The organism is Yersinia mollaretii ATCC 43969, assembly GCF_013282725.1.
Lineage (GTDB): Bacteria > Pseudomonadota > Gammaproteobacteria > Enterobacterales > Enterobacteriaceae > Yersinia > Yersinia mollaretii.
Window position 1 is genome coordinate 106,287 of sequence record NZ_CP054043.1, and the last position, 26,926, is coordinate 133,212.

A 26,926-nucleotide genomic window follows, 5' to 3' on the forward strand; every position below is an offset into this window, starting at 1 on the left:
TTTTATTACGCCTGACGTGCCGCTTTCGCCATCATTTTTTTCAATGCATGGGACACCGCAACAAAACCAAAGGTCGCGGTGACCATGGTTGCCGAACCGAAACCTGAAGTACAGTCCATTTTCTTTGGCCCCTCAGCGCTACTGCGAGATGCACACACCGAACCATCAGCCTGTGGGTAAACTAAAGGTTCGCTAGAGAAAACACAGTCGATCCCCAGTTTACCTTTGCTGTTTTTCACCACATTAAAATCATTTTTTAACCTTTCGCGTAGCTTCGCCGCCAGCGGATCCTGAATGGTTTTCGCCAGATCCACCACTTCAATGCGCGTTGGATCGATTTGCCCACCCGCACCACCGGTGGTAACAACCGGGATTTTATAGCGGCGACAGTAGGAGAGCAGCGCCGCTTTCGGGCGAACACTGTCTATCGCATCAATGACATAGCTGAAATTATTATTTAAAAGCTCCGCAACATTATCTGCGGTAATGAAATCATCGATACAAGTCACTCGGCATTCAGGATTGATAGCCAGAATACGCTCCGCCATCACATCCGTTTTTGCCTGCCCCACATTGTGCCGCAACGCATGGATCTGGCGATTAGTATTGGTGACGCAAACATCATCCATATCAATCAGCGTGATCGCACCAATGCCAGTACGTGCCAGTGCTTCCGCAGCCCATGATCCCACGCCGCCAATGCCGATAACACAAACATGCGCCTGCGAAAAAAGTGTCAGCGCCTGCTGCCCATAAAGGCGCGCAATACCACCAAAACGCTGTTGGTAAGCGTCGGAAAAGGCTGTGCTCATAAACTTGTTACCTTAATAACTTAGAAATAATAAATGGTTTTAATAAAATTGATGAAGCAAATACAAAAGCGGCCAGTTGGCCGCCAGATAAAGAGTGAATCTATGGCATAAAAAAACCGCCTACTGGCCTTGATTACTCACCAATAACGATGAACCATTGCCAGCGGGGGCTGTTTTTGCGCCACCTTGGTAGGCTGTAAACAGTGGCCCGTTACTTTGGGCATTTTTCAGCACCCAAACACGACCATAATGATTGTAGAAACCGGCCGCTTGCCCTGCTTCATGACCAATCCCCTGATAGATATCAAAGTGTTGGCCTTTAATCGCGCCCCCCACATCCAATGCAACCATTAGACGCATCTGATATTGGCCGGTGAATTTCCCCTGACTATCCAGCAAGGGAACTTCAGCTAACAGTGTTGTCCCCGGCGGGATCAGCGAACGGTCAGAAGCAACCGAGGCTTTAGCGATCAAAGGCACCGCACTGGCCCCTTTCACTGGGGCATACATTTCCGGTTTAAAGAAGACAAAGGAGGGATTCTGCTCTAATAACTCTCTGACTTCCGCTTCGCTGTGAGTTTCAGCCCAGTGCCGAATAGCCTGCATCGACATATCGGCTTTAGCGACTTCTCCGCGATCAATCAGCACCTTACCGATACTGCGGTAAGCATGGCCATTTTTACCCGCATAGCCGAAGAAGGTCAGCGGTCGCCCATCGCCATAATCAACATACCCGCTGCCCTGCACTTCCATCATAAAATTATCCACCAATGAATTGGTGTACGCGATAACTAAGTTACGGCTATCCAACGCCCCAGCATAGATTGAAGCACGATCAGGTAAGCGCCCCTTTTTTCCTTTAGCTGGCATACGATAAAGTGGATGACGGAATTCACCTTGTGGGGTATAGCGCGCCTGAAGCACTGGGGTGTAATAACCAGTAAATTGCACATTACCGAAGTTATCCACGCCCTCCATCTGGTAGGCATTCAGGCCAAATAGATTTAACTTGCTGGTGTCAGCACCGGCCAACATCCAGTTTTCTACTGCATTGAATGTACTACTATTACGTCCATACAGACCCGGTGAAGATTGGTTAATCACTTTCACCTGATCAGAATAATCTTTTGCGTTGACTGGCTTACCTGTCGCATTTGGCTCATTTACCAACTCCAGTGGCTGCTCCAGATGCCCATCCTTATATTGCTGTCCACGATCAGTTGGCCGCGATTGGCAACCAGCCAGAACAGCAATCATTATCCCACTCAATAGGTATTTGCCCCAACGACTTGTCATTTCACGCCTTCTCTTACTTATTTTATCTACTGGCGAACGATAACAAACGCCTATAGATAAAGGAATCAGCAGGTGGAAAAAAATCCCCTGATGCTGTTGTGGGGAAAAAGGAAACAGATAGTTGATAAATTAATCGAAAAAACCTATTTACTTAAATTAAGTGGCAAAACTACTTGCAACAGATCTCATCCAGAGTATAGTGCGCTCAATCGGACGCGGGGTGGAGCAGCCTGGTAGCTCGTCGGGCTCATAACCCGAAGGTCGTCGGTTCAAATCCGGCCCCCGCAACCAACCGATACTGGCTACCAGCAGTATCAAATGTCGTCCGATAGTCTTGAAAGTTAAGACTAAATAGGTAGAATAGATGTTCAGCTGTGAAAACAACAACAGCAGTAAAAATGTAATGACGGACGCGGGGTGGAGCAGCCTGGTAGCTCGTCGGGCTCATAACCCGAAGGTCGTCGGTTCAAATCCGGCCCCCGCAACCAATTACATGATTAAGCAGTAAGATAGAAAATAGCATTAAGACGGACGCGGGGTGGAGCAGCCTGGTAGCTCGTCGGGCTCATAACCCGAAGGTCGTCGGTTCAAATCCGGCCCCCGCAACCAATTCTTAATCATTTTCATATCAACATCAGACACCCTAAAGGGTGTTTTTTTGTTTCTGGCTTTCAATAAATGATAAGCTTTCTCCCAGCAAGGGCCATCTAACCCCTGCTGCATATCAATAATTAACCTCCCAACTGATTACACCCGTGCCATTGTCCCACCATTCGCAAAATACGCTTTGATACCAGCAAAAATAGATTCAGCGACTTGCTGCTGAAAATGACTGGTGCGTAATTTTCGCTCTTCTTCCAAATTGCTGATAAATGCCGTTTCAACCAAAATTGATGGGATATCAGGTGCCTTCAGAACAGCGAAGCCCGCTTGATCAACACGGTTCTTATGCAGCTTATTAATTTTACCCATCCGGTTAAGCACTTCTTTGCCAAACTTTAGGCTGTCATTGATGGTGGCCGTTTGCAGTAAATCAATCATGGTATGGTCTAGATAGCGATCCCCACTTTTGCTGACCCCACCAATTTGGTCGGCTTCATTCTGCGTTTGGGCCAAGAAACGCGCAGCGGTACTGGTTGCTCCCTTGGTCGAAAGCGCAAATACGGATGAACCTCTGGCGGCCTGACTGGTGAATGCATCAGCATGAATCGAGATAAAGAGATCGGCGCGCTGTTTACGGGCTTTTGCCACTCGCACTTTCAGCGGGATAAAAACATCTTCATTACGGGTCATAAACACCCGCATATTCGCCTCTTTCTGAATCAGCGCCCGTAGCCGGCGGGCAATTTGCAGCACAATATCTTTCTCGCGAGTTTTGTTTCGACCAATAGCACCGGGGTCTTCACCGCCGTGACCAGGGTCCAACATAATAACAATCGGTCTATCCCGCCCAGCTTTACCCACTTTAGGTGTCTCTGCGGGTAAATTGCGCTCTACATTGCCTTTATTATAATCTTCCAATAATGCCAGTAAGGGATCGTCTTCAATCGAGGTACTTCCCTGTTCAGGGTATAAATCCACTACCAAACGGTTACGGAACTTAGCAAAGGGTTTCAGCGTAAATAGTTGTGGGCTGATGCTTTGTTTCAACTCCAATACCAGACGGACGGTGTTTTTATCAAACTGCCCAACTCGCGCCTGCTTAAGGTAAGGATCGCCGGACTGCACCTGACTACTGATCTCTTTCAGTACGCTATCCAGATGCACATCTTCAATATCAACCACAATGCGGTCAGGATTTTTCAGCGCAAATTGACGATATTTCAGCGGCGTATTGGATTCCAGCGTCACCCGGGTATAAGTTGAAGAGGGCCAGACCCTGACTGCAATGATATGTGAAGAAGCAGCAAATCCAACCCGGCTGACACTCAGCATCCAGGCTGCGGCGGCACCTTGCAGTAGACGGCGACGCCCAGAATTATGATTTGAATCTGCCATGTAACTCCAAAGTAACTACCAATATATGAATAAAAAACAAACAAAAAGTTTTATGGGGAAAAACTTTAACGAATCAACTCCATGCTGTCATTAGAAAAACATTTTTTATGTTATTCAATTTATTAATAGCCATGCACCATACATATGCATTTGATCGTAATTTGTTGCTTGCCATCTTGGTCAAAAAAGAATAAAAATACAAAAATAGCGAATAAAAATTCAATGAGGGTCTACCGTGAAGGAACGTAGTACTGAACTGGTCCAGGGATTTCGTCACTCAGTTCCCTATATCAATGCACACCGTGGCAAGACGTTTGTCGTCATGTTGGGTGGTGAGGCGATTGAACATGAAAACTTCTCTAGTATTGTTAACGATATCGGTTTACTGCATAGCCTTGGTATCCGGCTGGTCGTGGTATACGGCGCACGCCCACAAATCGATAGCAATTTGGCGCAGCATCACTACGAACCTATTTATCACAAGCATACCCGAGTCACTGATGCCCGAACGCTGGAAATGGTTAAGCAGGCAGCGGGTCTATTGCAACTGGATATCACTGCCAGATTATCAATGAGTTTGAATAACACCCCGCTACAAGGTGCGCATATTAATGTGGTTAGCGGCAACTTTATTATTGCTCAGCCGTTAGGCGTTGATGACGGTGTAGATTATTGCCACAGCGGACGCATTCGGCGCATTGATGAGGAGGCTATCCATCGTCAATTAGATAATGGCGCTATTGTGTTGCTGGGGCCAGTTGCCGTATCGGTGACTGGCGAGAGTTTTAATCTCACCTCCGAAGAAGTAGCGACACAATTAGCCATCAAACTCAAAGCAGAAAAAATGATCGGTTTCTGCTCATCCCAAGGGGTGACCGATAGCGAAGGCAACATTATTTCAGAGCTGTTCCCAAATGATGCCCAAAAACGGATTGAGGATCTTGAACAAGAAGGGGATTACAACTCAGGCACAGTGCGTTTTCTACGTGGGGCAGTAAAAGCTTGCCGCAGCGGCGTACGTCGCAGCCATTTGCTGAGTTATCAGGAGGATGGTGCACTCGTTCAAGAGCTATTCTCCCGTGATGGTATCGGCACCCAAATTGTCATGGAGAGTGCGGAACAAGTACGCCGAGCAACCATTAATGATATTGGCGGCATACTGGAGCTGATTCGACCGCTAGAGCAGCAAGGGATTTTAGTGCGCCGCTCACGGGAACAGCTTGAAATGGAGATCGATAAGTTCACCATCATTGAGCGAGATAATCTGACCATTGCCTGCGCCGCACTTTATCCATTCCCTGAGGAGCAGATTGGTGAAATGGCCTGTGTGGCAGTGCACCCAGACTATCGCAGCTCCTCCCGAGGGGAGATGCTTCTTAAGAGAGTGGCAAATCAGGCACGCCAAATGGGCCTTAAAAAGCTGTTCGTGTTAACGACCCGCAGCATTCACTGGTTTCAGGAACGCGGTTTTACTCCCGCTGAGGTCGAGGTTTTACCGATTCAGAAGCAGGAGTTATATAACTATCAGCGGCGCTCAAAGATTTTATTGGCTGATCTATAGCAGTTTATCTGTAACATCATGGGGGCTATGGCCCCCTCCGTTTTACTTCGTCAATTCATTCAAACGATCAACCAATCCGCTGCGGCGCTGCGTGGGTGTCCGTATCGCATTGCTCAATACAGCCTCACTGCAATAGAGTGTTAACCGCTGGCGAGCGCGGGTAATCGCGGTATAAACCAGTTCACGAGTGAGCACGGGCATAAAAGTGTTAGGTAACACCAGCGCGGTATGCTCAAACTCCGATCCTTGAGATTTATGGACGGTCATGGCATAAGCCGTTTCATGGCTGGGAAGCCGGCTAGGTTGTACCGACTTGATACTGCCGTCAGGTAATTGGAAATGCACCCGAAGTTCGCCTTCCGGGTCATATAACGCGATACCAATATCACCATTGAACAGACCCAGAGCACTGTCATTAAGCCCAATCATCACGGGTCGGCCGACATACCAGCGCCCTACTGGGCCGGAGGCTCGCTCAATTAACCTCTTGCGATGCAGTAACTGCTCAATCCGTTCATTTAAACCGCTGACCCCAAAAGGTCCGGTTCGTAATGCACACAACAATTGATAGCGGCCAAATGCCGCCAACACATCGACAGCGTGAGCACCTGATGACGCCAACTGGAGATAATGTTGATAGCCAGAGGCACACTCCTCCAGCAATACCTGATAATCATCTGAATCGGCCAGAGAGAAGCATTCAACATCAGAGTAGGTGCCGTTTAAAACTGATAATGCATGGTGATACTTCCCGGCATTCACCGCCAAAGCGAGCTGCCCAATACCTGATTTTTCATCAAAACGGTAGCTTTTACGCAGCAAACATAAGCTATCACGGACATTGACTGTATCTGTCGGCACGTCACCAATGGGGATGATTCCGGTCAATGTACACCCGGTTAAGCGCGCTAATTGTTCAGCCCGTGATTCGCTGTAACCCCATTCAGCAAACCGACAAATATCACCCAATACCGCTCCGGCCTCAACCGAAGCCAATTGGTCACGATCACCAAGAAAAATAACCTGAGCTTTAGCGGGCAAGGCTGCAATGAGTCGCGCCATCATCGGTAAATCCACCATCGATGCTTCATCGACCACCAGCACATCAAGATTTAACGGATTGCCACGATGGTAACGCAAGCGCTGACTATTAGGCTGCGCCCCTAACAAGCGGTGCAACGTGGATGCCTGATCTGGAAATAGCCGACGCTCATCATCGGTTAGCGCGAGTTGTCGAATGGCATTACCTAGTGACTCCGTTAGTCGCGCGGCTGCTTTGCCAGTTGGTGCGGCAAGTTGGATACGCAACCGTTGCCCCTGATTCAGCTGTATCAGCGCGGTCAATAATTTTGCTACCGTCGTGGTTTTCCCCGTCCCCGGTCCACCGGAAATCACGGAGATACGACGGGTCGCAGCAACGGCAGCAGCCACTTTCTGCCAGTCAACCTCATCACCAGCCAGACCGAACAATTGATCTAGCGTCACTCTTAATAGTGTTTCGTTTACTTCTCGAGGTTCATTAACCCATGCAGCCGTACTGTCGCTGGCAATAAATCGAACCACATCCCCTTCGTACTGCCACATGCGTTGCAGATACAAGCGGCCATTTTGCAGGACTAATGGCGTTGGTTTGGAGCCATCGCTTACTGCAGCAGAGTTATTGAATGCCGCTATCCAATGAGACTCATCTGGCGCGCCCGCTGCCTGCCACAAAGCCTGTGATAACGCCGACTGCCGTCCACCAAATAGTTGATCTGGCTGCAAGTAATTTAATGGTAGGCAGACATGCCCAGCCCCCGTTTCAGCACTGAGAATAGCGGCGGCCAACTGCAACATGGGGTCATTATCGCCTGCTATCATTCGTGAAAACTGAAGATCCAGCGGGCGCAGTAAGTGGTCACCAACCGCTTGGTTCAGTAACGCCATCATAGTGACCCCTCCTCATCTGCATGGGTAGCGCCACTATTTATCGCACGGCCACTGAACAAACAATCCATTCCTTCAACCAACCCCTGTTCAGGGCGACAACTAAAAATACCGTTACCCGGATATTGCTTATCGACACCCCGTAGGAAGAGGTAAATGACGCCGCCAAAGTCGCGCTGATAGTCATAATTAGGTAATCGGTGGCGTAAATAGCGGTGTAATGCCAGCGTATAAAGCTGATATTGCAGATCATAACGATGCTCAGCCATGGCGTGAGTCATCGCCTCTAAGGTATAGGCACTACTCTCTGCCCCCAACCAGTTTGATTTGTAATCCAATAAGTAATACTTACCCTCCCAGCAGAAGACCAAGTCAATAAACCCTTTAAGCATCCCTCTCACTTGCTGAAAATCCAGTACCGGACACTGCCGCGAGAGGGGATCATAGTGTTTGATTAAGCTGTCTAATTCACTGGCCCGAAGTAGCGTGTCAATTGGCAGATAAAATTGTAATTCTGCCTGCTTGCTCTGGGGGGATAATCCCGCCAACGTTACGCCGGTGGTATTGAGTGGAACTTGTAAAATGTCATTTATCCACTGAGACAACATGGGCAGCCATTGATCACCAAAACCCTGTCTCTGTAACTGTTCTGCCAACCAACTTTGGTCGATAGGCTGGCTAAAATCCATTGACTCGAGCAAATCATGCAGGAAAGTGCCCGGTGCTGCGCCGCGTGGGAAAGTGTGGGGAGTTAAAGAGATTTCGGTGGCCAATGCCTGCTCACCAACAGCATCGGTGTCCAGCCGTGGAAGTAACTCTTGTAGTGGCACACTCAGTGACTGTGATGCACCACTTTTACTTGAGCCATGCTGCTGTAAGCCAGAATAGCTGGTCACACGCCAATAATCCTGTACTTGTCGGTTAAACTGGCGTGCAGCAAGTGCTGGCACAATTTCTGGCTGTGGTTGCCAAGGGGTATCATCTGGGCGTTCTGCCAATGAAACAGAAATATCACCGCCTGAGGACGCCGTTAACTCGGCGAGCTTATCGGCCAAATATTGTGCATCACCCGCCTGACCTTGCTGTAACAAATAACCTAGCGCACTACGGTGCACATCACTATCACCCTGCTTTTTTCGCCCACCTTTGATCAGCGGTGCAATACCGACACTGCAATGGTAAACCGCACGGGTCAGAGCAACATAGAGTAACCGTAAATCCTCCGCCAGCCGCTCCTCTTCTGCCAGAGCCTGACTCTCTTCATCAGCATTCAGATCAAGCAGAGCCTCAAAGCTGTGGCGATCGTGATATAGCACATCCTGCTGCTGGCGAAAATTACCGACGAAGGGCAACCAAACCAGTGGATACTCCAGCCCTTTTGATTTATGGATTGTAATAACCTGCACCAAATGGCGGTCACTTTCCAAACGCAGCTGCTGATTATCTAATTGATGATTTGGTTGTGCTATTTGTTGGGCCAACCAGCGGATAAGTGCGTGCTCGCTATCAAGCTGTGATGCAGCTTCTTGCAATAGCTCCCCTAAATGCAGTAGATCCGTCAGCCGACGCTCTCCACCCGGCGTCGCGAGCAGGTTTTCAGCCAAATGGCGGCAAGCCATAATCTCCCGCAACATAGGCAATACACCACGGCGCTGCCAATGCTGCCGATAGCGATCGAACTCCTCGACCAAAGCATCCCAAGCACGTTCATTGTGGTTCAATGCATCCAACATTTTTGCATCCAGCCCGAGCACTCCTGTTGCCATGGCACTACGCAATGCCCGCTCCTGTTCAGGGGCCAGTACTGCCTGCAATAACCACAGCAGATCTTTGGCTTCTGCGGTATCAAAAACACTGTCACGATTGGATAAATAAACCGATGGGATGGCCAATGCACTTAGTGCATCACGCACTAATGCGGCCTCTGCCCGGCTGCGTACTAGAATGGTGATATCAGACGCTTGAACCGGCCTTGAACCATCGACTGTCACTAATTGAGCCAGCCCATTTTGGCCTGCGGTTAACCAGTCACGAATTTGGGCCGCACACTGCCGCGCCATCAATTGTTGGTACTCACTAACTCCGATACCCTCCCCTGGCTGTAACCAAAAAGAGATAGCTGGCTGTTTGTCCCCTTTAATTTCAAAGGATAAATGGCTGTTTTTTTCCGCAGCAGATACCGCTATAAAGGGGATTTGTTCAAACAGGAAAGGCACATCGACCAAACTAAACAACCGGTTCACTGATTGCACCATCGGGAAGGAGGAGCGCCAGTTTGTCTCTAGTGTGTAGTGGGCGCTTACTTCTGAACGGGCGCGGATATAGGTAAAGATATCTGCGCCACGGAAAGCATAAATTGCTTGTTTAGGGTCACCAATCAGTAATAGGCCACACTCTTCTTGCCCACCATAAAGCGTGTGGAAGATGCGGTATTGTTGGGGGTCGGTATCCTGAAACTCATCAATCATTGCGACGGGATAACGGGTGCGAATAGATTTAGCCAGTAATTCGCCACCCGATTGCTGTAATACCGCATCCAGTTTGCTGAGCAGGTCATCAAATCCCAGCTCCGCCCGTTGCCGTTTTTCCTGCTGGACAGATGTTCGTATCTCGCTGATCGCTCTGGCTAAAATCAAATCTCTTAGTGTCAGCGGTTGTTCGAATATGCGGTCTATGACACTGAACAGTGCATGTTGCGGAGCGGCACCCTTTTTGGTTTTTTCAAATAAAACTGACTGGCGGAATTTTTCCAGCTCTTTAGGTAGCTGGTAATCGCCTGTTTCCTGCTCTGCCCATGCACCGACTTTTTCCAGCCAGTTGGGTAAATGTTTGGTGCTGTAGCTACGCTTATCAACACCAGAGCTGCTAATCAATGCCTCTAGCTCTGATGCGGCTGCGCGCCATTGCGCTTTGACAGTGTCAATTTGCACGACAATCTGTTGATGCCGACTGAGTATCGTCTCATCGTCACCGGGTGCCTGCCGAAATTTTGGCATCTCGCCCTGTAGATAGGCAGAGAGATCTTTGAGTAATGCCTCTGGTCCACTCCACTGCTGACTAATAGCTCGAGCTACCGCTAAGGGGAGCGGGTAGCAGTGACGCCGCCAAAAATCGGCACAAGCTTGCCTGCGTAATGGCAGCTCATCTTGCACCAGTGTTTGTTCAAATAAAATGCCAGACTCAAAAGCATTATTCGCCAACATTCTCTGACAGAAGCCGTGAATGGTATAAATTGCAGCTTCATCCATCTGACGCTCAGCCGCCAGCAGTTGTGCTGCGGCTTCGCTCAGATCAACGATTTCAGCTAATAAAGCCCTATGCATAGGGTTATCGCTGACTCCACGCACGCAAGCGATACGCAACTCATGAATATTGTCGCGGATTCGCCCTCTTAGCTCTTCGGTTGCTGCTTCGGTAAAGGTCACCACCAAGATCTCCTCTACAGTGAGAGGGCGACTAAATGCAGCCCTCCCACCCAAACCAAGCAGTAACCTTAGATAGAGCACCCCAATGGTAAAAGTCTTACCAGTACCCGCAGAAGCTTCAATCAGCCTCTCGCCATATAGAGGTAGCGTCAGCGGCTCCAGCCGCTGGGGAGTCATTGATATCATGGAGCCAAGACCTTCTGCGGCAAGGTCGCCTGCAAGGCGGAGGCGGTTGGATAAGTGGTCCACCCTTTAAGTACAGCATAGCTACCTGTCGTTTGCCCTTGACCTTTAACCTGAGAGAGCAGCGCCAGACCTTGCGGCTTAATGACCGCTTGCTGGAAGAAATCAGCCAGCATAGTGCTATTCAGCAATTTCACTTGGGCAATCATTTTTTCACGACTATCAAAGGCAAAATTATTACGATTAAAATCATTACTATAACGGCTAGCTTCTTCATCCAATGTTTGCGGGCGTTGCAGCAATTGGTTGATTAGCCCCTGCTTATATTGTTCAAAATCAGCCGGTTTCATTTCACGTAGACGCTTTTCAGCCTGTGGATAGAAAGCCAGATATCGCTGATAGAGGTAATCAGGTTGTTTGCTATTACTTTGCAGTAAGAAACCTAAGCCCCACTGACGGCCAACTGACATTGGGAAGGCAAATACCGCATAACCGAGTTGCTCCTCGGTGCGCAGTTGATCATAGAACCACGGTTGAACAATTTGGCCTAGCAAGGCACTGTGCGCCATACCATCAATTTCCGAATAACCGATAGGGACATAGACTGCCGCCAGCGCAGCATCAGAACTGCTGCCAATCCGTTGCATATTCGCTAACTGGGCCTTATCGACGACAACATCTTCGCCAGTCCACCAAGTTACCCCCGTCAAGCCCAGTTGTTTCTTCAACGACTCTGTCAGTGAAGTGACCTGAGGGGCTGTCATATTACCCACCGCCAAGACTTCAATGGCGGATTGCTTGAGCATATTATTACGGTAGGTCACGACATCTTGTACGCTAATGGTATCAAGCAGTTCACGGCGCTCACTGCGCTCAAAATAAGGAACATGAGAGAGTAACTTGGCAGGCTGAATCGCCAGTTCATAAGCTTTGCCCTTTTCGGCAACTTCCAATTGCTCACGATACCAAGACTTGGCTTGCGCCAGTTGATCCTCCGTTGGCGTGAAACTGGAGTAGCCTTCAACCAGTGAAGTTAACAACTGCGGCATCCGCTGCGTAAAGCCATTAGCACTCACATACAAACCGTTGTTGGGTGCCGTTGAAAAGCTAATCCCACCAATAGAGGCTTGGTAACTCAGTTCATCGAGTGAAAGGCCCGCCAGATAGTCGGTTAGGGCAAATAGAACCTGGTTACGGGCGGTATCCAAGGCGTGTTGATTACGAAAAGCCACCGAAATATCAGCTTTCGGTTCATCAGCAAAGTACTGGCTTGGCATGTAAAACACCCGTAAGCCCGGCTGTTCAGCGACTTTTTGCGGATGGGTGATACTTTTATCTGCTTTAATCAGCGTGAAATTATCCGGAATGTAAGGGTTAAGTGCCGGTAGACTCAGCGTGATATCCCCCCCTAATTGTTGCCACTCTTTCATCTCTTTCGGGCTAATTTTATCGACCTTATAAGGCGCATCGACAAAATAGGCCACTTTGTTGTGAGGCTCTTCAGGACTAACAAACCAGATTCGCGCATTTTCAGGGGTCATTTCAGCCAAGCGGGCAGCAATGGCTTGTGGATCATAGTGATCAGCCAGATAAGGTGCATCAAGCACATGTGCGACAGGCACTCGCAGCATCATATCCACCAGCCACTCGATGTAATCCATATCTCGCGTGATTGAGGGATAGCGAAAATCAAGATTTAAGACATGAGCGATTTCATCAAAATAGCTCTTCTTAATGCCGTCTTTGTGCAACATATTGATGTAATCGAAGATGGCTGCTACCACCACATCACGTTTGGCCAAGCCTTTATCGGTGAGTGACACTGAAATGGAGAATACCCCCCCATTGCGGTCTACCATCGGGTCAGCACCAGCATTGATTGCATCTGCCAAACCCTGCTTTTGTAACCAGTCAGAGAGTGTGTCTTTGCTACGATTGCCAATCAAATAACTAATATAGGTATCTGTTTTACTGCGAAACTCTGCACTGTTGTTCTCAATGCGAAACTCAACTTTGAGCTGTTTACGAGGTTGCGCTGGAACATAATGAATAATAATGCCGGTTTGATCCGGGGTGACTGCCGGTACCGTAATCGGCGGCACTTTTGCGTCCCGATTAGGGATTCGGCCAAAGGTATCAGCCGCTAATTGTGCTAACTGCTCCAGTGACTGGTTGCTATACAGCACGCCTACCATCAGGTTGGCGGAATAGTAGCGATGATAGAAGCTCAGTAACTCATCGTGTAACTTGCCATCAGGTTTGTCTTTGAGTGTATCCAGATTACCGCCCGAGAAACGTGCACTCGGATGCGCCGGATTAAGGGTTTCAGCATTAACCTGCGCCATACGCATCCCATCGCGGGAGCGGGCCATCGTCAATTCTGCATTGACTGCGTTACGTTCACGGTCAGCATTAATCGGGTCTAGCAAGGGTTCCGCGATAGCATCTGCCAGTCGGTCAACCGCAGGAGCCAATGCATCATTTTCAATTTCAAGATAAAAGGCGGTTCGATAAGAAGCGGTACTCGCATTATGACTGCCGCCATGTTTCTTTAGGAATTCAGAGAAACTTCCCGGTTCTGGGAAACGTTTAGAACCCATCAACAACATGTGTTCCAAATAATGTGCCAAACCTAACTGATTGTTAGGATCCTCCAGTGATCCGACAGGCAACGCCAGTGCAGCCAAGGATTTAGGTGCCTGTGCATCAGAAACTAATAACACGGTCATACCATTTGGCAGCTTTATTGCCTGATATTTGCGTAGGTCATGTTCACTTTTGTGAATAGCTTCTGCCAGTGGTTGCCATGCAGGTGCCGCAGCCCAACTCAGTGGCGTCAGCAAACCCAATAAGAAAAATATGCCAATGATGCGGGTAAACTGTTTATGCATTCCGTTTCTCCCCTAACCCTTTAAAATTTCTGCTAAAACACATATCCGGATTGCTTGTCTTGATATGTACGATCATCTGGTTGAGTGACGCGTAGTTTTCACGCCTTATTATGGCGGGCAATCGGTAATAAATAACGTTCCGTTTCGTGTAATAACATGTCGAGATGTTGGTTATTCATCAGGCGGATCACTCTCTGAACGTAGTGGTCTTCCCCCTCTCCGGCCACTCGTTGGTCACCTTGCCAGACCTGTAAAAGTTTCATTCTTGCTTTAGTCTGCGTTTCGTCATCCCACAGAATCTGACCAGACTCGCGATCAAAGCACTGACTCAGCCATGCCCAACCACTTTTACTCAACAGTAGCAGAGGTTCACACATCCCTTGCTGATATCCAGTAATGAGCTGCTGTAAATATTGCCGTGCCTCATCACAATCTAAAGCATGATAGCGCCATGCGGTCCCTTTGCGGCCATACATTCGGCTTTCACCCTCACCTCCTGCGGCGCAATACACCAGATGTTCAATCCACAGTAAAAGCCCATCAACTGCCGTCAAGGCTGCAGGCCTCCAACGAATTAAACCATCCTCCTGAACCTGATGAATCCACCCTGTGAGGGTGGTGTCACCAAACTCCATATTAAGCTCAATACTGTGGCTCTCTTTACGTTCTTCACGGATCTGGTCAGCTAATGGCACCATTTCTTCTTGCTGGCTTTCCCAGTAAAGCTCACCGAAGGACCCATAAGGCAAACTGCCAGCCGCTCGGGCACGAGTAAATACAGCGCTAATATCGCCATCCTCTATCAGTGTATTTAGCAACTGAGTATTAAATTGATAGCGATTGAGGTTATCTAAGGTAAATGGCTCTTCATCTGGTAATTCTGTCTCTTCAATGACAAAATTTACCCCTAGCCGTAGCTGGAAGAATGCCCTCACCGGATGGCGATAGAAACGAATTAACTCATCTAAGGTCATTTCAGGTAAGGGTTCAGGCGACAAGGACTGATTAAACTCAGGATGCGCCACCCCTTTGGATTCAGCGGAGGGCAGCCACTCCGCAGCATAACTCTGTAGTTCGCTGTCTTCGAAAAAGTTTTCTGCTGAAAATGGCATGCGAGCATGTAAACAGAGCAAGTGTTGAATAACCCGTTTGGCGCTCTCATCAGCGCTGAGACCCTCATCTCCCGGCAAGTGATAACTCTGTGAAATGTATTCAATCAATTCACTCACCAGCACTGAAGGATAGCGCTTACTGTTATCTTGAATTGAACGCCCGATATAGCTGATATAGAGCTGTTGCTGGGCAGAAAGTAGTGCTTCAAGGAACAGATAACGGTCATCATCGCGGCGGCTACGATCACCACGACGAACCTGTTTTGCCATCAAATCAAATCCCAGCGGCGGAAGGGTTCGTGGGTAAATACCGTCGTTCATACCCAATAAGCAAACAACTTTAAACGGGATGGATCGCATTGGCATCAGGGTACAGAAGTTAATTGGCCCTGCGAGGAAGCGCTGACTGATACGCTCATTGTCTAAACGTGAGGCCAGCTCATCACGTAACAAATTCAGCGGCACGAGATCCGGATATTGGGCGGCAATACCATAGCCGATAACCTTCTGCCACTGCTGCTCGATCAGTACCAAAACGGCTTCAGTTTCACTATCGGATTCAAAGAAGGTATCCAACAAACTGCGACACAGTGGTAACCAGTCACTGAGTGATCGCGATTCACTTAATAACAGCCGCCATTGGCTCAGTTGCATCAACATATCGGCTAATTGCCCGGCAAGTTCAGCCGCCAAGCCACTCGATTCATCATAGGGCAAGACCCCTTGCCAATCCCCAGCCGCACTGTCCATGGCATAACCGAGCAACATGCGGGTGAGACCAAAATGCCAGGTATGCTGCCCCGTTGCAGGCAAAGATAGCTCTCGAACATTGTCATCATCCAGCCCCCAACGAATACCAGACTCCCCCACCCATTGCCGCAAACGGCGCAACCCATCTTCGGTAATACCAAATTTATTCGCTAAGGCAGGGACTTCCAACAGCGCCAAGACTTGTTCGGAGGTAAAACGGCTCTGGGGGAGATCAAGTAAGGCAATAAAAGCCTGTAACGCGGGATGGGCCTGACTGGCTTTACGGTCAGAAATCGCAAAGGGTAGATAACGCTCTCCCGTCGCATTACCCAATGTGGCCTGAATGTAGGGAGTATAGCTGTCAATGTCTGCGACCATCACAATGATATCGCGTGGTGTGAGTTCAGGGTCGGCGGCTAATAATCTCAACAGGTTATCTTGCAGAACCTCAACCTCCCTTTGAGGGCTGTGACAAACATGCAAACTCAGCGACCGATCCGCCGGATCTAATAGCCGTTTTTGGTCGCTATGGGCTAAAGTTTCCGGCGTAGTCCCCATAATCGCGTGATCTTCCAACTCCAGCATATCGTGCTGAATACCATGCAATAAGTTATCTGGCTCGATATCGACAAAAGCATGTACCTCTTGGATATCATCAACTTGTGACAATAAGTACATGTGATCTCGACCTAGTCGCCCCCAAGAGGCTAATAGCGGGTTACTGAGGTCCTGCTCTCCGTCAGCATTGAATAGTTGTTCAGCCTGTTCAGGATGACGAAACAGGCTTACTTCTACCGACTCACCTTCAAGCGACTCACCTCTTAGCAATTTACCCTCAATCGATTCGCGATAGTGCTTGCGCTTGCGGCTTTGTAATTTAGCTAAAAAAGCATAATCCTGAATATCACCCCAAAAATAGCGGCAAGGGTTAGTAAACATAAGATGAATATCAATATGCTTACCCAGTGCTTGCAGCGCCTGTAAATAGATGGGGGGGAGTGCTGATATGCCGCAAATAAATACCCTTTTGGGTAGCCCTGCGGGGCAAACATCCGAGTCGAGTAGCGTGCGGATAAAGCGCTGATAGAGATTGGCGCGGTGCCATTCAGGTTGTTCCAATTCGCGGGTATAGCGCGTGAGTTCAACCCATAACTTGGCTTGCCACTGCTGGGCATCATCTAGACTTTCAATGAGTTGACCTCGTTCCCAAGCCTCAAGCCATTCAGGACGATACACCAAATACTGGTCGAAAAGGTCGGCAACGCGTGCCGCAAGTTGGTGAATTTTACGTTTATCGCCGTCGTCACTTAAGTAACGTTTCATCGGCAAAAAAACAGGGTCATCCAGTAAATCTGGTAGTAACCACATGAGTTTCCACGTCATCGCATCTTTGCTGAATGCACTCTCTTTAGGGATTCCCGGCAAGACACGAGTAAACATATCCCAGATAAAAGTGGCAGGCAGCGGAAACTCAATATTGGCGGCAATGGTGAATTGTTGTGCCAGTTGCATTTGCAACCACTGGGCCATACCGGGGCTTTGAACTAACACCACTTCTTGCTGGAAAGGGTTATCCAACGGCTCTCGTTCTATCAGCGCGGTGGTTAGCGCTTTGAGTAAATCCAGTTGATTAGAATGATAAACCGTGAACATGATGACTCCCTAAAGGCACTATGGATAATATTCATAAATGATTAAACCAACTGATTATCACTTGTGAATAAATCCTGAGGTTTAATACTCTAACTTGATAATGAGTGAGTGCAATAGGTTATCGTCATTATCACCCGTGGTACTTAATGTTGCAGGGAGCTAGCTCTCACTCACTGAGCAAAACCAACGGCTTAGTTCAGCTTGCAGGTTGTACCGTACAGCAAGAGTGAAACGATGCTCGGTGCACTCCCCTTCGACTCTGCCGACAGATTGGTGATATGACCAGTGGGGTTTCATTCCAATGATAAGTGGCCTATTAGGCGTATCATCTCCAATACTCTCAATATGTTGATGAAGCAGAGACCAAGCCTGACGTTGTTGCCACAAAGTAGAAAAACCCTGTAAAAGTACCTGCTGATATTGCAGTAATCCCAATAGCGAAACCGAAAAGAACAGTGCCGCGATTAAGGCTTCCGGCAGGCTAAATCCTAACGGTTGTCGGGAGATAGCTTCCCCCTCGGTAAGTTGTTGTTTATGGCAACATCTTAATAAATGCAAAATTGTGCATCCTTATCTGGGCAAAAATCTAACCAGCCATGAGCGGCTTTAACCAATTGATGGTCTTCCCTCTCTCTTTTATTAGCCTTCAGTTTGACGCGCTGATAAAGCAGCAAGGGTGGCTGTATCCCATGAGGCTGACTCTCTCCTCTCAGGATAAAGAAACCGCTCAGCGCTGCCGGTTTAATACAGGCTTTTAAGCCATAAAGTGGGTAGTCATGGCAGTGCCATACGGCTCCCCCACGCCACGGCAGAGTGAATGTCCAATGCTGATTGATTCCCCACGACAATGATGATGCCGCCTGATTAAAAGCCCGCAAATGGTGTTGTTCCTCCGCTGTGATTTGTTGAATATTGTCTAATTGACGATGTAAAGCTGACAGTAGAAATAAGCCAAGAGCAAAAAGTGTGGCAACTGCCGCTAAGGTGCTAGCCCCCTGTTGGCGATGCAGCTTCATAGATTATTCCCACGAATCTTATAAATAAGCTGATGATGGACTGCTGCATTGCTGGTGCTTTGCCCAGCCAATTGCACTCTGTAAATCTGCGCAGATGCTGGCTCGGATAAGAGTCGAACAGAAAAATGCGTTACGGTGACCTCTTTTGGGTCAAACACTCTTTCCCAACCACCACCAGCGCAATTCAGCTCCCCACGTTGAGTTTCCAATGCTTTATTGCGCAGACGATAGCCAAAGTATTCGGACTCCTGATGCTTTTCCCCCTCCCATCGGCCATTACGGTTAAGGTCATACGCAACGATCAGGCAAGAATCCGTAGTTTCACCCGGATATTGCTGTGTAGTGACCGCTTTTCCTTTGCACTCTCCGTGGCAAAAACCAGCTCGTCGCAAATCCTTCTCCAGCGTTGCCATCGCCTGACTGAGTACCAGTTCCAGATGGTAGTGCTGCTGCAAAGTTGATATCTGCTGGCGTAATTTAGGGAAAACCTGTGCCGAGCCAAGCATAATGATGCTGCCAATACTTAATGCCAGCATCATTTCCGGCAGTGTAAAACCTGAAATATCTTTATGCCAAAAGTGTTCCGATAGTGGCCCTATTGGTTTTTTGATCACTCTTGGCATACGTAGATACCTGATATTGACTGGCCTTCACTGCACAACCTCATTCGCCCCCGACTGGAAATAATCAGCCGGATACGCCCTGCGGGGCTATTGAGTAGAATACTTCCTGCTTGGGCCGTGTTTCTTACCCCGTAAAAACCCACATCTTTTTGCAATGAAATAGCGATAGTGACATCAGGATAAGGCAGAATAAACACGTTGCCGGCTAATGCAGAGCAAGGCGTTGCAGGGTTATTGCCACTGCCTAAGCAGCCCAGCCTATTTTTCTGTATCCACAATAATGCCGTGTCGTTGTTACGATTCACCTGCACCTGCAAATGTGTTAAGTAGGCCAGTAATTGACGTGCGCTATCAGCCAGTTTTTCCCGTTGCCGGTAATGGTGCCAACTTTGCGCCCCCCATGTCGCCATCACGCCAACCAATGCAATAACCAGCAACACCTCAATCAGGCTGATACCTTTTTGTTTTATCAGGCGATTATTATTTATTCGCCCTATTTTATTTGGTGCGATGTCAATTTTCATGCCGCAAGTTTACGTCGCTAGAATTTGAGGTCTAGCGGCTAATTATCAGGGCTGGAAACGGTGCGCAAAACTTTATTTACGACGACATAAATACAGAAAAAAGTACGGCACGGTTCGCATTTTTAGGGTTAGGGGATGGCTGCTGTGAGGGCGTTTTTTGGGGGGCAGGGGTTGCAGTAGAGAAGATGACAGAGATAAAACCGGAGCCATTATGGCTCCGGTCAGAAGATTAGATAGCGATCGGGGCTTTAATTCCCGGATGCGGATCATATCCTTCAATTTCAAAATCATCGAAGTGGTAATCAAACAAAGAGTCAGGCTTACGTTTGATGATCAGTTTCGGCAATGCCCGAGGTTCGCGGCTCAATTGCAGGTGCGTTTGCTCTATATGGTTGCTGTATAGGTGAGTATCGCCGCCCGTCCAGACAAAATCGCCAACCTCCAAATCACATTGTTGCGCCATCATATGTATCAATAAGGCATAGCTGGCAATGTTAAATGGCAAGCCGAGGAAGACATCACAAGAACGCTGGTATAACTGGCAGGACAACTTGCCATCAGCCACGTAGAACTGGAAGAAAGCATGGCAAGGTGCCAGTGCCATTTGGTCCAGCTCACCGACATTCCAAGCAGAGACAATAATGCGACGTGAATTGGGATCTTGCTTAAGCTGCTTAACCACATTGCTCAGTTGGTCAATCTGACGCCCATCGGCAGCGCCCCAAGCACGCCATTGCTTGCCATAGACTGGGCCAAGATCGCCGTTTTCATCTGCCCATTCGTCCCAGATTGAAACACTGTTTTCCTTCAGATAACCAATATTGGTATCACCGTTGAGGAACCATAACAGCTCATGGATGATAGAGCGCAGATGGCAACGTTTGGTGGTTACCAGCGGGAAGCCATCTTGTAAATTGAAACGCATCTGATGCCCAAAAATCGACACTGTCCCAGTCCCGGTACGGTCATCTTTAGGAGTGCCCTCTTCCAGCACTTTTTTCATCAAATCCAGATACTGTTTCATGTTACCTCACGAAAGTTGTTGCGCAGGACGGCGATACGCCCAAATCATCATAATGATACCGGCCAGAATCATAGGTATAGATAGGATCTGCCCCATGCTGATCACGCCGTCGAACAAGCCGAGCTGAGCATCTGGCTGGCGGAAGTACTCCACGATGATGCGGAATGCACCATAACCAATCAGGAACAGGCCAGAAACACTGCCCATAGGGCGCGGCTTACGAATAAACAGATTCAGGATGATAAACAGCACCACCCCTTCGAGAAGCATTTCGTACAGTTGCGAAGGGTGACGCGGTAATACGCCATATTGGTTGAATATCGCCTGCCATTTCGCCGGGTCAGCGGCAACAATCGCAATATCTTCGCCACGGGAGGTCGGGAATAGCATGGCCCACGGGGTATCAGTAGTGACCCGCCCCCATAACTCGCCGTTGATGAAATTACCGAGACGACCCGCTCCTAAACCAAAGGGGATCAGAGGCGCCATAAAGTCGGCAACTTGGAAGAAATTGCGCTTGGTGCGACGAGCGAACCACAGCATTACGCAGATAACACCAATCAAACCGCCGTGGAATGACATGCCGCCATCCCAGACTTTAAATAGGTAGAGGGGGTTATCGAGGAATACTGGCAAGTTATAGAACAGAACGTAACCGACTCGGCCACCAACAAACACACCGAGGAAACCGGCATAAAGGAGATTTTCGACCTCTTCTTTTGTCCAGCCGCTGCCTGGCTTATTGGCCCGACGAACCGCTAGCCACATGGCGAAGACAAAGCCCACCAAGTACATCAGGCCATACCAATGAAGGGAAACCGGGCCAATGGAGAAAATGACCGGATCGAATTTAGGAAACGCCAGATAGCTATTGCTCATCTATCACCACGGAATGTCTATTGTTTTTGGGAAAACAGGTGTTCTCGCCCGGTTAGGGCTACAGGTTGCGCATAATAGCATAGGCAGGGGTCACTCAGGGGCGCATGAGAAGGAAAAGTTCTGTAAACGAACCTGCATCTATTTACCCCCTCGGATCAACCCACCCAGACCACGGCGCTCCATAAATGCCGCCGTTAAATGACGCACATCCGTGGTCATTTGGGCGGTTAATACCCGTTCAGCCAATGCTTGCGCGTCCGCCAAATCAATATTGCGCAGCAGGTATTTAATTCTCGCCACACTGCGGCCATTCATACTGAGATTGCGATAACCCAACCCAACCAGCAGCAACGCCCCCATAGGATCGCCAGCCATTTCTCCACACAAACTCACCTGCAAACCTGATTGTGTCGCTTGCGTCAAAATGTGGCTAAGCACTTGCAGCACTGCTGGATGCAAGCTGTCATACAGCGAGGCAACACGGGTATTGTTACGATCCACCGCCAACAGATATTGTGTCAGATCATTGGTGCCAACCGAGATGAAATCCACCCGCGACTTCAGGTAAGGCAGCATAAAGATCATGGCAGGCACTTCAATCATCACACCCAGTTTCGGCTGTGGTAGCCCATAGCCCAGCACTTCCTGAACTTCACGTCCTGCGCGATCAATCAGGCGTTTGGCTTCATCGACCTCTTCCAGACTGGTGATCATCGGCAATAAAATGCCCAGATTACCCGTGCTTGCATTGGCGCGAAGCATCGCCCTGACTTGGATCAAGAAGATTTCCGGCTGATCCAAGGTGACACGGATGCCGCGCCAGCCCAGACAAGGATTCTCTTCACTGATGGGCATGTAGGGCAGTTGTTTATCTGCACCAATGTCCAAGGTGCGCAAGGTCACCGACTTGTTGGGATAAAGCTGCAACATGCCTTGATATTGTGAAACTTGCTCCTCTTCTGAGGGGAAACCACTTTGCAGCATGAAAGGAATTTCAGTGCGATAAAGACCCACGCCATCGACTCGTCCCCCCAGCAGTTTTTCATGTTCCGGGCTAAGACCGGCATTCAACATCACCTGAATCCGTTCGCCACTTTTCAGGGCCGCAGGTTGCTCGACATCGTCCTCAGCTAATTTGCTAAGTTCAATCTCTTCGGTCACCAGCCGCTGATACTCTTTGACCAGCACTGGCTCAGGATCGACCAGCACTTCGCCACGGTAGCCATCGACAATCAATAGCCGCTGATTCAGCAGCGCTGGCTGGATATCCGCGCCCATCACCGTGGGGATACCCATGGCGCGCACCAAAATGGCGGCATGGGAGTTAGCGGCACCGTCACGAACGACCACACCCACCAGACGATCCTGTGGCACTTCAGCCAATAGGGTGGCGGTCAACTCATCAGCGACCAGAATAAATCGCTCCGGCCATTGGCTGGCCCCAGACGTGCTGTCATCGAGGTGGAACAGCAAGCGCAGACCTAATGCCCGCAGATCACTGGCACGCTCGCGCATATAGGTGTCTTGCAAGTTGGCAAATTGCGCGGCAAATTGTTCAACCACCTGTTTAACGGCCCATTCTGCCACCGAACCGGCATCAATTTGGGCAAAAAGCTCGCGCTTTAAGCGGGCATCATTGAGCAAGTGGGAGTAGAGGTCGAAAATTGCCGCGCTCTCTTTTTGTGAGCTGGCGGCAAAACGTTTACTGAAGCGGCGGAATTCAGCCGCAGCCTCTTCCAGCGCCTGAGTCAGGCGTTCGCGCTCCTGAACAGTATCGAGCGTTGAGGCTTCATAAACCAGATCAAGGGAGGGCTGGGAGGTGTCCTGCCACCCTTCAGCAACAGCCACGCCGGGTGCCGCAGCCAGAGCACGAATTCGTGTTTGTCGATACTGACCAAAAATAGCATTAAGCTGAGATTGAGAAAGGATACCTGCTAGCTGTGTTGCCAGCGTGACCATGAACGACTCTTCGCTCTCATCAAACTGACGATGCTCACGTTGCTGAACCACCAGCACGCCGAGTAACTGGCGGCGATAGATAATAGGCACCCCGAGAAACGCGCGGAAGCGGTCCTCTTTGACTTGCGGAACATATTTAAAACTGGGGTGGCTCTGAGCATCAGCCAGGTTAATTGGCTCGGCCAAACGACCCACCAGCCCGACGATACCTTCGTCAAAAGCCAGTGTAATGATGCGACCACGCGGCTTTTTCAAACCTCGTGTCGCCATCAGGTAGTAACAACGGCGGTCATTATCTGCCAGATAAATCGAGCAGACTTCCGTGTCCATCGCAACACAGGTTTCATTGACCAACAGCTCTAACGCATCCGTCAGGCTGGTTGCCATCGCCACTTTCTCAACTATTTCTCGCAAACGCATGAGCATGATCGGCTTAACTTAACCTCTTTTACGGCGATAAGCAGGCGGCACCCGTGGCGGAGCAACCTCCTGCACAGGCATGACGGTTGGAGCAAATTCTTTCATTACGCGACGATAAACATCACGCTTAAAAGAGACCACCTGACGCACCGGATACCAATAACTGACCCATCTCCAGCCATCAAACTCCGGGGTACTGCTGCGTTGCATGTTGATATCGGCTTCATTGCACATTAACTGTAGCAGAAACCATCGTTGCTTTTGGCCGATGCATACCGGCTTTGTATCCCAACGCACCAAACGTTTCGGTAATTTATAACGCAACCAGTTACGGGTTGAAGCCAGAATTCGGACATCCTTTTTGCTAAGTCCTACCTCTTCAAAAAGTTCGCGATACATAGCCTGCTCTGGTGTTTCACCGGGGTTTATCCCCCCTTGGGGAAACTGCCAAGAGTGCTGACCGTACCGTCTGGCCCACAACACTTCGCCCTGCCGATTACAAATTACGATACCCACGTTCGGGCGGTAGCCATCATCATCGATCACCGGACTACCTCGATAAGCTTAAAAACGCAAAGATGCCCTGATTGTTTCACACTAGCAACAGGCGGTAAACCACTGCTTATCAGACAGTAAAACCTGATAACTCGGGGATAACTCACAGATATTCGCAAAGTTATAAACACCCTAAGGGAAGCACACGCTGTTTTATTCACTTTTTCTGTGGATATAGGTGTGCAGAACTCTAGGGTAAAGCGGGTACAACTCATTTGAAACTAATAATACGGCAAAAATATATAAAAAAATAAATGATTAATTTCAATTAAATAACAGGTTTCCCACAGGTATCCACAACACAAAAATGTGATCTATAACCGTTTTGGATCTGGCGTTGGCTAAAGATCCATCAATGCAGTTTTTATCCACAGATAATGCGTCAAAGTTATGCAAAAAATAGCAAAACTCGCAAAAAAAACGATCGTCAAGGCTGTAAATTGAACCAGTGATCGTGAATTACTGAGGTTATCCAATAAATCTGTGGATAAATAGGTGTAAGATCCTGTTCATTATTACTGTCAGCAGGTGCACAAGATAGTCAGAATAAAAGTATTCCCTTCGCGGAAGGAAAGAAAACTTACGTTAAATCATGCTATTATTCATTTCTACCCTACTGAACAACAACACAGATAGCGTCACTTTTAATTCAGTTTGTTTTTTAACCGACTTTAGCAGGTTGCCATCAATGTCTGTTTACTCACTGCCACCCGCCCCTCCTACCGATGAACATCAACTTTTTCAACGCGCTCAAGCTTTGTCAGGTTTTACTTTGGGTGAGTTGGCGACACGTGCGCAATGGGTTATCCCGGCGGACTTAAAACGCGTCAAGGGTTGGGTGGGTATGTTGCTGGAATTCTATTTGGGGGCCAGTGCAGGCAGTAAACCTGAACAGGATTTTGCGGATATTGGCATTGAGCTGAAAACTATTCCGATCAGCGGTCAGGGCAAACCGCTGGAGACCACCTTCGTCTGCGTCGCACCATTGACCGGTAATAGCGGCATCACGTGGGAAAATAGCCATGTGCGGCACAAATTGGCTCGCGTTTTGTGGGTGCCGGTCGAAGGAGAGCGGCAAATTCCGCTGGCTGAGCGTCGGGTCGGTGCACCTCTATTGTGGAGCCCAAATGCGGAAGAGGAAGAGTTACTACGCCGCGACTGGGAAGAGTTAATGGATCTTATCGTTTTGGGTAAAGTCGAGAGTATCACTGCGCGCCATGGCGAGGTGCTGCAGTTACGCCCGAAGGCCGCCAATAGTCGCGCATTAACCGAAGCTATCGGCGAGCAGGGGCAGCCTATCATGACCTTACCCCGTGGATTTTATCTGAAAAAAACCTTTACCGGCCCTATGCTGGCTCGCCACTTTTTGTTGTAAAACATCACCGAAATTGATACCGCTGACAGCAAAGCCACCACGCCAATTGCGTTAGCTATGTTCCGATTAATAAATAAAAGCGTATAATTGTATTTTTGTGTTTCCGTAACGTAATTTCCGTAAGGTGTAAGGCGCAATGTTTGAATGGATTGCCGATCCAAATGCCTGGTTGGCGCTGGGCACGTTAACTATCCTCGAGATTGTTCTTGGGATAGACAATATTATTTTCCTCTCTTTGGTGGTCGCAAAATTACCTAAAGCACAGCAGAACAAAGCTCGCCGTATCGGCTTGGCAGGGGCGATGTTAATGCGTTTGGCATTGCTAGCGTCTATAGCTTGGGTGATTCGCCTGACCGAACCGCTATTTACCTTGGCGGGCCATGGTGTCTCCATGCGGGACTTAATCCTGCTGTTAGGTGGGTTATTCCTGATCTGGAAAGCCAGTAAAGAAATTCATGAAACCATCGAAGGCAGTGATACTGAGCACAGCAGCAACGTCAGCTCTTTCTTCGGTGCTATCGTGCAAATCATGCTGTTGGATATCATCTTTAGTCTGGATTCAGTCATCACAGCAGTGGGATTGTCGGACCATCTGTTCATTATGATGGCGGCGGTGATTATCTCTGTGGGCGTGATGATGTTTGCTGCCAGACCGATTGGTGAATTTGTTAACCGTCATCCATCAGTCAAAATGTTGGCGCTCTCTTTCCTGATTCTGGTCGGCTTCACGCTGATGCTGGAAAGTTTCCAGATCCACATTCCAAAAGGCTACATCTACTTCGCCATGTTCTTCTCGATGGGGGTTGAAACCCTGAATCTAATGCGCGGAAAGAAAAACAAGCCTGCGGATAAAAAAGCATAATCACCTCCGGGTGCGGTTCAACGCACCCGTTTCCCACTTTTTTCTGCACTTTCGCCTTACACGCTTCCCCCTACTGCCGTGC

At 48.8% G+C, this 26,926-nt stretch carries 18 protein-coding genes and 3 tRNA genes; 6 read left to right on the forward strand and 15 right to left on the reverse strand.

Annotated elements, in window-relative coordinates:
* Positions 1–5: 5 nt before the first annotated feature.
* Positions 6–812 carry a tRNA cyclic N6-threonylcarbamoyladenosine(37) synthase TcdA gene (tcdA, locus tag HRD69_RS00500; RefSeq protein ID WP_004874472.1) on the reverse strand — a complete coding sequence of 269 codons (807 nt, stop codon included), beginning with the start codon at positions 810–812 and terminating at the stop codon, positions 6–8.
* Between the two features lie 120 nt (positions 813–932).
* Complete coding sequence (mltA, locus tag HRD69_RS00505; protein ID WP_032813788.1) at positions 933–2,108, reverse strand: murein transglycosylase A; 1,176 nt, start codon at positions 2,106–2,108, stop codon at positions 933–935.
* A gap of 214 nt (positions 2,109–2,322) precedes the next feature.
* Here mltA and HRD69_RS00510 point away from each other — a divergent pair.
* From HRD69_RS00510 to HRD69_RS00520, 3 genes are all read left to right on the forward strand, one after another.
* A tRNA-Met gene (locus HRD69_RS00510) sits at positions 2,323–2,399 on the forward strand.
* 120 nt (positions 2,400–2,519) lie between these two features.
* Positions 2,520–2,596: transfer RNA gene (locus HRD69_RS00515), tRNA-Met, on the forward strand.
* Positions 2,597–2,640: 44 nt separating this feature from the next.
* A tRNA-Met gene (locus tag HRD69_RS00520) sits at positions 2,641–2,717 on the forward strand.
* Positions 2,718–2,855: 138 nt separating this feature from the next.
* On the opposite strand, the gene amiC is transcribed toward HRD69_RS00520, so the two are convergent.
* On the reverse strand, positions 2,856–4,106 hold the full coding sequence (amiC, locus tag HRD69_RS00525; RefSeq protein WP_004874469.1) for an N-acetylmuramoyl-L-alanine amidase AmiC: 1,251 nt from the start codon (positions 4,104–4,106) through the stop codon (positions 2,856–2,858).
* A gap of 235 nt (positions 4,107–4,341) precedes the next feature.
* Between amiC and argA the strand changes: the two genes are divergently transcribed.
* Positions 4,342–5,667 (forward strand): amino-acid N-acetyltransferase, encoded by a 1,326-nt coding sequence (gene argA, locus HRD69_RS00530; protein WP_032813786.1) that lies wholly within the window; start codon positions 4,342–4,344, stop codon positions 5,665–5,667.
* Between the two features lie 42 nt (positions 5,668–5,709).
* On the opposite strand, the gene recD is transcribed toward argA, so the two are convergent.
* From recD to rppH, 12 genes are all read right to left on the reverse strand, one after another.
* Positions 5,710–7,596: an exodeoxyribonuclease V subunit alpha gene (gene recD / locus HRD69_RS00535; protein WP_032813784.1), complete on the reverse strand. Its 1,887-nt coding sequence runs from the start codon at positions 7,594–7,596 to the stop codon at positions 5,710–5,712.
* Positions 7,593–11,204: an exodeoxyribonuclease V subunit beta gene (gene recB, locus HRD69_RS00540; protein WP_032813782.1), complete on the reverse strand. Its 3,612-nt coding sequence runs from the start codon at positions 11,202–11,204 to the stop codon at positions 7,593–7,595. Before recB ends, recD begins: the two co-directional genes overlap by 4 nt.
* Positions 11,201–14,092 (reverse strand): pitrilysin, encoded by a 2,892-nt coding sequence (ptrA, locus tag HRD69_RS00545; RefSeq protein ID WP_004874466.1) that lies wholly within the window; start codon positions 14,090–14,092, stop codon positions 11,201–11,203. The genes recB and ptrA overlap by 4 nt, the downstream gene beginning before the upstream one ends.
* 98 nt (positions 14,093–14,190) lie before the next feature.
* The gene (recC, locus tag HRD69_RS00550; RefSeq protein WP_004874465.1) at positions 14,191–17,607 is read right to left on the reverse strand and encodes an exodeoxyribonuclease V subunit gamma; all 3,417 of its coding nucleotides are present in this window, start codon (positions 17,605–17,607) and stop codon (positions 14,191–14,193) included.
* Positions 17,608–17,766: 159 nt separating this feature from the next.
* A complete protein-coding gene (locus tag HRD69_RS00555) occupies positions 17,767–18,165 on the reverse strand; it encodes a prepilin-type N-terminal cleavage/methylation domain-containing protein (protein WP_032813780.1) in 399 nt (132 codons plus the stop codon).
* A complete protein-coding gene (locus HRD69_RS00560) occupies positions 18,153–18,623 on the reverse strand; it encodes a YgdB family protein (RefSeq protein ID WP_032813778.1) in 471 nt (156 codons plus the stop codon). The genes HRD69_RS00555 and HRD69_RS00560 overlap by 13 nt, the downstream gene beginning before the upstream one ends.
* Complete coding sequence (locus tag HRD69_RS00565; RefSeq protein ID WP_032813775.1) at positions 18,620–19,246, reverse strand: prepilin peptidase-dependent protein; 627 nt, start codon at positions 19,244–19,246, stop codon at positions 18,620–18,622. The genes HRD69_RS00560 and HRD69_RS00565 overlap by 4 nt, the downstream gene beginning before the upstream one ends.
* Positions 19,234–19,770, reverse strand: a complete 537-nt coding sequence (locus tag HRD69_RS00570; protein WP_004874462.1) for a prepilin peptidase-dependent protein — start codon at positions 19,768–19,770, stop codon at positions 19,234–19,236. Before HRD69_RS00570 ends, HRD69_RS00565 begins: the two co-directional genes overlap by 13 nt.
* A gap of 229 nt (positions 19,771–19,999) precedes the next feature.
* A complete protein-coding gene (thyA, locus tag HRD69_RS00575) occupies positions 20,000–20,794 on the reverse strand; it encodes a thymidylate synthase (protein WP_004874461.1) in 795 nt (264 codons plus the stop codon).
* 6 nt (positions 20,795–20,800) lie between these two features.
* The gene (gene lgt, locus HRD69_RS00580) at positions 20,801–21,673 is read right to left on the reverse strand and encodes a prolipoprotein diacylglyceryl transferase (protein WP_004874460.1); all 873 of its coding nucleotides are present in this window, start codon (positions 21,671–21,673) and stop codon (positions 20,801–20,803) included.
* A 138-nt stretch (positions 21,674–21,811) separates the two neighbouring features.
* The gene (gene ptsP, locus HRD69_RS00585; RefSeq protein ID WP_032813774.1) at positions 21,812–24,058 is read right to left on the reverse strand and encodes a phosphoenolpyruvate--protein phosphotransferase; all 2,247 of its coding nucleotides are present in this window, start codon (positions 24,056–24,058) and stop codon (positions 21,812–21,814) included.
* 12 nt (positions 24,059–24,070) lie between these two features.
* Entirely contained in the window at positions 24,071–24,598 is a 528-nt protein-coding gene (rppH, locus tag HRD69_RS00590; protein ID WP_004874458.1) for an RNA pyrophosphohydrolase, read from the reverse strand.
* Between the two features lie 697 nt (positions 24,599–25,295).
* Between rppH and mutH the strand changes: the two genes are divergently transcribed.
* Both mutH and HRD69_RS00600 read left to right on the forward strand, forming a co-directional pair.
* Complete coding sequence (mutH, locus tag HRD69_RS00595) at positions 25,296–25,982, forward strand: DNA mismatch repair endonuclease MutH (RefSeq protein WP_004874457.1); 687 nt, start codon at positions 25,296–25,298, stop codon at positions 25,980–25,982.
* A 136-nt stretch (positions 25,983–26,118) separates the two neighbouring features.
* Positions 26,119–26,844: a TerC family protein gene (locus HRD69_RS00600; RefSeq protein ID WP_004874456.1), complete on the forward strand. Its 726-nt coding sequence runs from the start codon at positions 26,119–26,121 to the stop codon at positions 26,842–26,844.
* The last annotated feature ends 82 nt before the right edge of the window (positions 26,845–26,926 follow it).

Excerpts from the sequence above, each read along its gene's own strand:
- HRD69_RS00560 (WP_032813778.1), bottom strand. The coding sequence starts at position 18,623 with ATGAAGCTGCATCGCCAACAGGGGGCTAGCACCTTAGCGGCAGTTGCC.
- amiC (WP_004874469.1), bottom strand. The coding sequence starts at position 4,106 with ATGGCAGATTCAAATCATAATTCTGGGCGTCGCCGTCTACTGCAAGGT.
- HRD69_RS00600 (WP_004874456.1), top strand. The coding sequence starts at position 26,119 with ATGTTTGAATGGATTGCCGATCCAAATGCCTGGTTGGCGCTGGGCACG.
- ptsP (WP_032813774.1), bottom strand. The coding sequence starts at position 24,058 with ATGCTCATGCGTTTGCGAGAAATAGTTGAGAAAGTGGCGATGGCAACC.
- recB (WP_032813782.1), bottom strand. The coding sequence starts at position 11,204 with ATGATATCAATGACTCCCCAGCGGCTGGAGCCGCTGACGCTACCTCTA.
- mutH (WP_004874457.1), top strand. The coding sequence starts at position 25,296 with ATGTCTGTTTACTCACTGCCACCCGCCCCTCCTACCGATGAACATCAA.
- tcdA (WP_004874472.1), bottom strand. The coding sequence starts at position 812 with ATGAGCACAGCCTTTTCCGACGCTTACCAACAGCGTTTTGGTGGTATT.
- HRD69_RS00565 (WP_032813775.1), bottom strand. The coding sequence starts at position 19,246 with ATGCCAAGAGTGATCAAAAAACCAATAGGGCCACTATCGGAACACTTT.
- recD (WP_032813784.1), bottom strand. The coding sequence starts at position 7,596 with ATGATGGCGTTACTGAACCAAGCGGTTGGTGACCACTTACTGCGCCCG.
- HRD69_RS00570 (WP_004874462.1), bottom strand. The coding sequence starts at position 19,770 with ATGAAAATTGACATCGCACCAAATAAAATAGGGCGAATAAATAATAAT.
- lgt (WP_004874460.1), bottom strand. The coding sequence starts at position 21,673 with ATGAGCAATAGCTATCTGGCGTTTCCTAAATTCGATCCGGTCATTTTC.
- mltA (WP_032813788.1), bottom strand. The coding sequence starts at position 2,108 with ATGACAAGTCGTTGGGGCAAATACCTATTGAGTGGGATAATGATTGCT.
- ptrA (WP_004874466.1), bottom strand. The coding sequence starts at position 14,092 with ATGCATAAACAGTTTACCCGCATCATTGGCATATTTTTCTTATTGGGT.
- recC (WP_004874465.1), bottom strand. The coding sequence starts at position 17,607 with ATGTTCACGGTTTATCATTCTAATCAACTGGATTTACTCAAAGCGCTA.
- thyA (WP_004874461.1), bottom strand. The coding sequence starts at position 20,794 with ATGAAACAGTATCTGGATTTGATGAAAAAAGTGCTGGAAGAGGGCACT.